This window comes from Dactylosporangium sp. NPDC051485 (assembly GCF_040682015.1).
Taxonomy (GTDB): domain Bacteria; phylum Actinomycetota; class Actinomycetes; order Mycobacteriales; family Micromonosporaceae; genus Dactylosporangium.
In genome coordinates this window covers 1-7,844 of record NZ_JBFAZW010000205.1, presented here as the reverse complement: position 1 = coordinate 7,844, position 7,844 = coordinate 1, and the positions used below count along the sequence as shown (strand labels likewise).

General features: G+C 73.7%; 5 protein-coding genes. 2 read left to right on the top strand and 3 right to left on the bottom strand.

Features of this window, described 5'->3' with window-relative positions:
* Together AB0M46_RS50285 and asnB are read right to left on the bottom strand one after the other, a co-directional pair.
* The coding region (locus AB0M46_RS50285) for an Hsp70 family protein (RefSeq protein WP_363348688.1) at window positions 1-643 on the bottom strand (643 nt) is incomplete at its 3' end.
* A 71-nt stretch (window positions 644-714) separates the two neighbouring features.
* Window positions 715-2,637, bottom strand: a complete 1,923-nt coding sequence (asnB, locus tag AB0M46_RS50280) for an asparagine synthase (glutamine-hydrolyzing) (protein ID WP_363348686.1) — start codon at window positions 2,635-2,637, stop codon at window positions 715-717.
* Window positions 2,638-2,740: 103 nt separating this feature from the next.
* On the opposite strand from asnB, the gene AB0M46_RS50275 reads away from it, so the two are divergent.
* Complete coding sequence (locus AB0M46_RS50275; protein ID WP_363348684.1) at window positions 2,741-3,454, top strand: response regulator transcription factor; 714 nt, start codon at window positions 2,741-2,743, stop codon at window positions 3,452-3,454.
* Window positions 3,451-5,085 carry an ATP-binding protein gene (locus AB0M46_RS50270; RefSeq protein WP_363348682.1) on the top strand — a complete coding sequence of 545 codons (1,635 nt, stop codon included), beginning with the start codon at window positions 3,451-3,453 and terminating at the stop codon, window positions 5,083-5,085. The genes AB0M46_RS50275 and AB0M46_RS50270 overlap by 4 nt, the downstream gene beginning before the upstream one ends.
* Window positions 5,086-5,114: 29 nt before the next feature.
* Here the strand turns inward: AB0M46_RS50270 and AB0M46_RS50265 are convergent, their stop codons facing one another.
* A complete protein-coding gene (locus AB0M46_RS50265; protein WP_363348680.1) occupies window positions 5,115-7,019 on the bottom strand; it encodes a potassium transporter Kup in 1,905 nt (634 codons plus the stop codon).
* Between the last annotated feature and the right edge of the window lie 825 nt (window positions 7,020-7,844).

Genomic DNA, 7,844 nt, shown 5'->3' with positions numbered 1-7,844 from the left:
GCACGACCGCGGCGTCGAGGGCGAGGCCGCCGGCGCCGGGCAGGCCGGCGGTGGCCACGATGACCAGGCTGGCCGGCTGGGCCTGCAGCACGGTGGCGTCGAACGAGCCGGCGCCGATGTCGCACACGACGAGCCACTGGCCGGCCGGCAGCGGGCGGCCGGTGACCGCCGCGAGCTGGATGGCCGCGGCGACCGGCTCGGGCACGAGCGCGACCGCGCCGAGGCCGGCCCGCCGGGCCGCGTCGGTGAGCACGGCCAGGCGCGGCGGGGCCCAGTCGGCCGGGTGGGTCAGCACGACCTGCGAGGGCGGGCCGCCGGCGACCCTCGCGGCCTCCCCGGCCACCCGGGCCAGCAGGGCCGCGAACAGGTCGGCCATGGCGAAGGCGCGCCCGCCCAGCCACACCGTGCCCTCGTCGATGCGCCGCTTCGGGTGCCGCTCCAGGCCGCCCGGGTCGCCCTGCGCCGCCCACTCCGCCTCCAGGCCGGTCTGCAGGCGTCCGTCCGGGCCGGCGTACACCGCGGAGGGCAGCAGCGGGGAGGGGCCGAACAGCACCGGAACGAGCCGCCCGGCCGGATCGCGCAGCGCGGCGACCGTGTGCTGCGTGCCGAGGTCGATGCCGAGCGCGTATCCGGAGGCGTTCACGCCTGCACCTTAGTGCAGATAGCCCGGTGGCGATGCCCGGTGGTGATCACCGCCGGCGCCGGCAGCGCGCGTCAACCGGACGTCCATGCCGCGAGCGTGCCGGCGCCGGGGGCGTCCCGCCAGAGTGACGGTTGTGCAGCGTCGCGGCCGGCCGGCTGCTGGCCGTACCACAGGCAGAACATCAGCACGGTCCAGACCTTGCGCGAATGGTCGCCCGACCCGCGCCGGTGCGCGGCGAGCAGGCGCTGCACATGGTCGATGTCGATGAGGTGGCCGACGGCGGCGGAGGCCAGCACGTCGGCGGCCCACTCGCCGACGATGCCGCGCAGCCAGACCCGGGTCGGGGTGGGGAAGCCGAGCTTGCGCCGGTCGACCACGGCGTCGGGGACGAGGCCGCGCACCGCCTCGCGCAGGGCGTACTTGGTGGCCCGCGGGCTGAGCTTGAGCTCTGGCGGCAGGCCGGCCGCGGCCGCGTAGACGGCGCGGTCGAGGAACGGCACCCGAAGCTCCAGGGAGTGGGCCATGGACATCCGGTCGGCCTTCGTGAGGATGTCCCCCGGCAGCCAGGTGTGGATGTCGATGTACTGCATCATGCTCACGTCGTCGAGGCCCTCCGCCGCCTGGAACAGCGCCGCGGTGACGTCGGTGTGCGGGCTCACGGGGCCGTGCAGCAGCCGGGCCTTCTCCTCGGGGCCGAAGATGCGGGCGTTGCCGTAGTAGCGCTCGTCCATCGGCGTCGTGGCCCGCTGCAGGAAGCTCTTGCCGCGCACCCCCTCCGGCAGCACCTCCGCGACCGCGCGCAGGCCCCGGCGCAGCGGGTCGGGCAGGCCTGCCACCCGGGCCAGGGCGGCGGGCTCGCGGTAGATCTCGTAGCCGGCGAAGAGCTCGTCGGCGCCCTCGCCGGACAGCACCACGGTGACGTCGCGGGCGGCGGTGCGGCACAGGAAGTACAGCGGCACGATCGCCGGGTCGGCGACCGGGTCGTCGAGGTGCCACACGATGCGCGGCAGCGCCTCGATGACGTCCTCGTCGCGCACGATGGTGGCCACGAGCTCGACGCCCAGCGCCGCGGCGGTCTCGGCGGCGTGCTCGATCTCGCTGTACCGCGGGTCGTCGAACCCCGCCGTGTAGGCCCGGATGCCGGGGTGGCGCTCCTTGGCCAGCGCGAGGACGGCGGTGGAGTCCACGCCGCTGGACAGGAAGGCCCCGAGCGGCACCTCGGACTGCAGGTGGGCGTGGACGCTGTCGCGCAGGGCGTCGCGGATCGCGGCGATCGCCTCGGCGGCGGGGCGGTGCACGGGGCGCAGGGTGGGCTCGAAGTACCGCCGGATGACCGGCTCCTGCCCGGGCCCGGCGGTCAGCGTGTGCCCCGCCGGCAGCCGGTGGATGGCGGGGTGCAGGGTCGCGGGCTCCGGGACGTACTGCAGCGTCAGGTAATGCGACAGGGCGGCCGAGCCGATCCGGGCCGCGCCACCGGCGAAGGGCAGCAGCGCCTTCTTCTCGCTGGCCAGGTACAGGCCTTCCGGGGTGCGCAAGTGGTACAGCGGCTTGATCCCGAACGGGTCGCGGATCGCGTGCAGGGTGCCCTCGGCGGCGTCCCACAGCACCGCGGCGAACATGCCGCGCAGCCGCCGCACCGCTGAGGGCCCCCAGTGGTGCAACGCCGCGGCAAGGACCTCCGCCTCCCCCTCGGTGGCGAAGACCGCGCCGTGCTCGCGGGCCAGGTCGGCGCGCAGCTGCCGGTAGTTGTACAACTCGCCGTTGAACACGACCGTCCACCGCCCCTGCTGCGGCCCCTCCACCGGATAGTGGCCCGGCTGGTGGCTGTGCGCCCGGTCGACGATCGCGAGGCGGGCGAAGCCGAACACGACGCCGTCCTCGGCGACCATCGACGTCTCGTCCGGCCCGCGGTGGCGCAGCCGCTCCAGCGCCGCGGCGAGGGCCGGGCGGTCGGCGGTGCCGTCGGCGCTGAGGAAGACCAGGAGTCCGCACATGTCGGCCAGGGTGCGAACCCGGCGGTTGGGAACTCGTGAAGAAGTCGTTGCCGCATCGATACCCGAAGCGGATTTCGCAGGATCATCACATTTCCGGGTCACAATGATCGGGATGAGCGCACGCATCCTGGTCGCCGACGACGACCCGAAGCAGGCCGAGCTGATCCGGCTGTACCTCGAGCGCGACGGGCACAGCGTGCTCACCGTGCACAACGGCCGGGCGGCGCTGGAGCAGTGCCGCTCGCGCAAGCCCGACCTGCTCGTGCTCGACGTCATGATGCCGCAGGTGGACGGCCTGGACGTGTGCCGGATCGTGCGGGCCGAGTCCAGCGTGGCGATCCTGCTGGTCACCGCCCGCTGCACCGAGGAGGACCTGCTGCTCGGCCTGGACCTCGGCGCCGACGACTACATGACCAAGCCGGTCAGCCCGCGCGAGCTGGCCGCCCGGGTCCGGGCCCTGCTGCGCCGCTCCGGCATCGGCAGCCCCGGCCACCAGCGGGTCCTCGCCGTCGGCGACCTCATCGTGGACGCCGGGCGCTTCGAGGTCAGGGTGGCCGGCGCGGCCGTCGTGCTCACCGCCAAGGAGTTCGGCATCCTGGAGCTGCTGGCCGGCGAGCCCGGCCGGGTCTTCACCCGCGGCGAGATCATCAACCGGGTGTTCGGCTTCGAGCGCGACGTCTCCGAGCGCACCGTCGACGCCCACGTGGTCAACCTGCGCCGCAAGCTTGAGGCGGACCCGGTGCAGCCGCGCTACGTGCAGACCGTCTACGGCCGCGGCTACCGCCTGGCCGAGGCGCAACCGCTCGAGGCGCCGTGAGTTTCCGCCTGCGGATCTTCTGCCTGATCCTGGTGGTGGCCGTGGCCGCGATCGGGGCGACCGCCTGGCTGAGCTTCCGCCTGACCGCCCGGCAGATCTCCGCGTCGCAGGCGGAGGCGACCCGGCACGTGGCCGATATCGCCGACACCGTGCGCTCCTACGCCCGCCGGCACGGCACCTGGGCCGGGGTCTCCGAGCGGGTGAAGACCCTCGCCGCCGCCAACCACCAGCGCATCCGCCTGGTCAACCTCTACGGCGAGGTGACCGTCGACAGCGACAACCTCGCCCACCGGGCGGCCCGCCCGGTGGTGCACCCGCCGACCCTCATCGACCCGCGCGCCACGCTCGTGCTGAGCCCCGGCACCACCAACCCGAGGTCCGAGCTCTTCCTCGTCGAGGAGCTCGACCGGTACCGCCGGTCCGCCGTCTACGCCCGCTGCGCCACCGCCCGGGGCTTCACCCCGCCGGCGGTCGAGCCGGACCAGTACGGCGTGCCGCTGCCCAGGCTCGGCTCCGAGCCGGCCGTCACCGAGTGCACCGAGCAGGCCGCCCGCGAGCAGGCCATCGCCCGCGACGGCGACGTGCAGGCGCTCGCCGCCTGCCACTCCCCCCAGCCGCGGGAACGCTGCCTCGTGCAGGCCTTCGCCGACCGGGTCGCCGGCTTCGCCCCGGAGCCGCTGCAGCTGTTCCTCGGTGCCGTCGACGAGGACGTGGTACAACTCGTCGCCCGCCCCTCGCTGCTGTCGATCGGCGGCGTGCTCGTCCTGGCGCTGATCGGCACCGCCGTCGTGGCCCGGCACGTGAGCCGCCCGCTGCGCCGCCTGACCGCCGCGTCGCGGCGCCTCGCCGACGGTCACCTCGACACCCGCGTCCCCACCGGCGGCCGGGACGAGGTCGGGCAGCTCTCGGCGTCGTTCAACCGGATGGCCCAGGCCCTGGAGGAGTCCGAGCAGGCGCAGCGCCGCCTGGTCGCCTCGGTCGCCCACGAGCTGCGCACGCCGCTGTCCAATTTGCTGGGGTACCTCGAGGCCCTCCAGGACGGCGTGGTGCCCCCGTCCCGCGAGCTGTTCGGGTCGCTGCACGACGAGGTGCTGCTGCAGCGGCGCATCCTCGACGACCTGCAGGACCTCACCCTCGCGGAGTCGGGGCACCTGGCGTACCGCCGCACCGGCTTCGACCTCGCCGAGCTCGTCGAGACCAGCCGGGTGGCCCACCTCGCGGTCGCCGAGGCGGCCGGCGTGGCCCTCTCCGCCGAGGCCGTCGGCCCGCTGCCGGTGCACGGCGACCAGGACCGCCTGCGCCAGGTGCTGGGCAACCTGGCCGCCAACGCGCTGCGGTACACCGACCCCGGCGGGCACGTGGTGCTGCGCGCCTTCCCGGCCGACGGGCACGCGGTGGTGGAGGTCCACGACACCGGCTGCGGCATCGCCGAGGAGGACCTGCCCTTCATCTTCCAGCGCTTCTGGCGGGCCGACCCGGCCCGCGACCGCGAAACGGGCGGCAGCGGGCTGGGCCTGACCATCGCGCGCCAGATCGTGCTGGACCACGCCGGCACCATCGAGGCCACCAGCACCCCGGGCGTCGGCACCACCTTCCGCGTGACCTTCCCGCTGGCGGCGGCGCCCTCGTGACGGCGTGGCGGGTTCGCGGGGGAGCGCGGCTATATCTCGATGTGTGAGCCCATGATGACCGTGCGCTCGCGGGGCAGGCCGAAGTGCTCGGCGGCGTCGGCGGTGACGTAGGACGTGGCGATGAAGAGCCGCTTGCGCCACGCCGCCATCGTCGGCTGGTGGCCGCGGCGCAGCTCGATCTTCGACAGGAAGTACGAGGCCTGCTCCAGGTGCGCGCTGCCCTCCGTGCGGGCGGGGTCCACCAGGCGCAGCGCCGCCGGCACGTCCGGGGTGTCCATGTAACCGAAGCGGACCGTGACGTGGACGATGCCGTCGTCGGCGTAGCCCAGGTCGTCGACGGAGATGCGCTCGCCGGGCGGGACGCGGGGGACCGGCTGGACCTCCAGGGACATGATGAGCACGTGCTCGTGGCGCACGTGGTTGTGCTCCACGTTGGCCCGCATGGCCAGCGGCGCGGTCTGCTTGCCGCGGTTGAGGAACACCGCGGTGCCGGGGACGGTGAGGGTGAGCGACGGGTCCTCGCGCAGCTGGTCGATGAACTCGCGCAGCGAGCCCTCCCGGCGGTTGCGCTCTGCGGTGACGATGACCCGGCCGTGCTGCCAGGTGGTCATGATGGTGAACGCGGTCAGGGCGATGAGCAGCGGCAGCCAGGCGCCGTGCACGAGCTTGGTCAGGTTGGCCGCGACGAAGAGCAGGTCGACGGTGAGCAGCACGGCCGCGCCGGCGCCCAGGAGCCAGGCGGGGACCTGCCACTTGCGGTGGGCGATGTAGAAGAACATCAGGGTGGTGATGGCGATCGTGACGGTGACCGCCATGCCGAAGGCGAAGGCGAGGGCCGCCGAGCTGCGGAAGGCGAAGACCAGGGTGAGGACGGAGACCATCAGCAGCCAGTTGATCCAGGGCACGTAGATCTGGCCGATCTGCGCCTCCGACGTGTGCGCGACCCGCATCCGCGGCAGGTAGCCCAGCTGGGCGGCCTGGGACGCCACCGAGTAGGCGCCGGTGATCACCGCCTGCGAGGCGATCACGGTCGCGGCGGTGGCCAGCAGGACCAGCGGCAGGCGGGCCCAGCCGGGCACGAGCAGGAAGAACGGGCCGGCGACGTTGGACGGGTCGGCGAGGACGAGCGCGCCCTGGCCGAGGTAGCTCAGCACGCAGGCCGGGAACACCAGCCAGAGCCACGCGCGGGTGATGGACCTGCGGCCGAAGTGGCCCATGTCGGCGTACAGCGCCTCGGCCCCGGTCACGCAGAGCACGACGGCGGCGAGGGAGAAGAAGGCGACGCCGAAGTGGCCGGCGAGGAAGCCGATCGCGTACGTCGGGGAGAGCGCCTTCAGGATCGCCGGGTGCCTCGCGATGCCGGCCACGCCGCACACCCCGATCGTGACGAACCACAGGATCATCACCGGCCCGAAGATCCTGCCGACCGTCGCCGTGCCCCGCCGCTGGACGAGGAACAGGGCCACGATGATGACCGCGGTGATCGGCACCACCAGCTCCTGCAGCGACGGCTCGACCAGCCGCAGGCCCTCGACCGCGGACAGCACCGAGATGGCCGGGGTGATCATGCTGTCGCCGAAGAACAGCGCGGCGCCGAAGATGCCGAGCCCGGCCAGCAGCGCGGCGGTCCGCCCCCTGCCGTCCCCGCCCCAGCGGCGCAGCAGGGTGATGAGGGCGAGGATGCCGCCCTCGCCGTCGTTGTCCACCCGCATCGCCAGGAGCACGTACGTGACGGTGACGATGATCGTGACCGACCAGAAGACGAGGGAGACCACGCCGTACACGTTGGCGGAACTCACCGGCACCGGGTGCGGGTCGCGCGGATTGAAGACCGTCTGCAGCGTGTAGATCGGGCTCGTGCCGATGTCGCCGAAGACCACGCCGAGGGCCCCGACGACCAGGCCGAGGCTCACGGACTCCTGCCGTGCGGTCACGGCGTACCCCCCGCTGTGGATGGTGTCCCCGGCGGAGGCTACCCGGCCCGGGCGCGCGCACCCGGCCCGTTGCCGATTTCGGTGCGCTCAGCCGGAGTGGTGCAGCCCGGCGAAGGGTGACGCCGACCGCGTGTGGCCCCCGGCGACGCCCGCTGGCAGGCCTGCGCCATCGCCGGCCTGGCCTGGTACCTCCCGCCGGACGCCCGTCTCCGCGCCGTGGCCGCCCTGCCCATCGCCACCCCGGATCTGTAGTGCCGGACCAGGCTCCCCACCACTGCACCGCAGCCCGGCCTCGCCGAGCGCCATCAACCTCTCGCGCGAGAACGGTCCACCGGCCCTCGGCGATCGTGCACGTCTGCGTGAGCTTGCGGCCACAAGGGGTCTTCGATGCGGTTGACGGGCTTGCTCCGGGACCCGCTTCCGCCCGCATCGGGCAGCCGGCCGTACCGGATGCCTCTCGGCACTACGGCGATGGCCATACAGGCCTTTGCCAGCGGCCGGGTCGGCCGTGATCGGCTGCGCCCATCTGTCGATGAGTGCGTATTCGCTGCAATGCTCCGCCGGTGGCGCGTTGGGATGGTGCTCGACCTTTCGCAGGCTTCGGCGGAATTGGCAGCCGGCCGGGCGTGGCAGATTCGAGAATCGGCTGCGATAGGTTGCCGGTGAGCGCGGATGGTGGCCGGTTGTGCGACGCGTTGCCGCGGTGGCGGGCGGGCGTGACGGCGGCGGTGGCGTTGGTGCGCGGCGGCCCGCGCGGGCGCGCCCGGTCTCTGCGGCGCCGTCCTTGCGGTCCGGCGGTGCGGGGTCGGTGTGGTCGGCGACGAC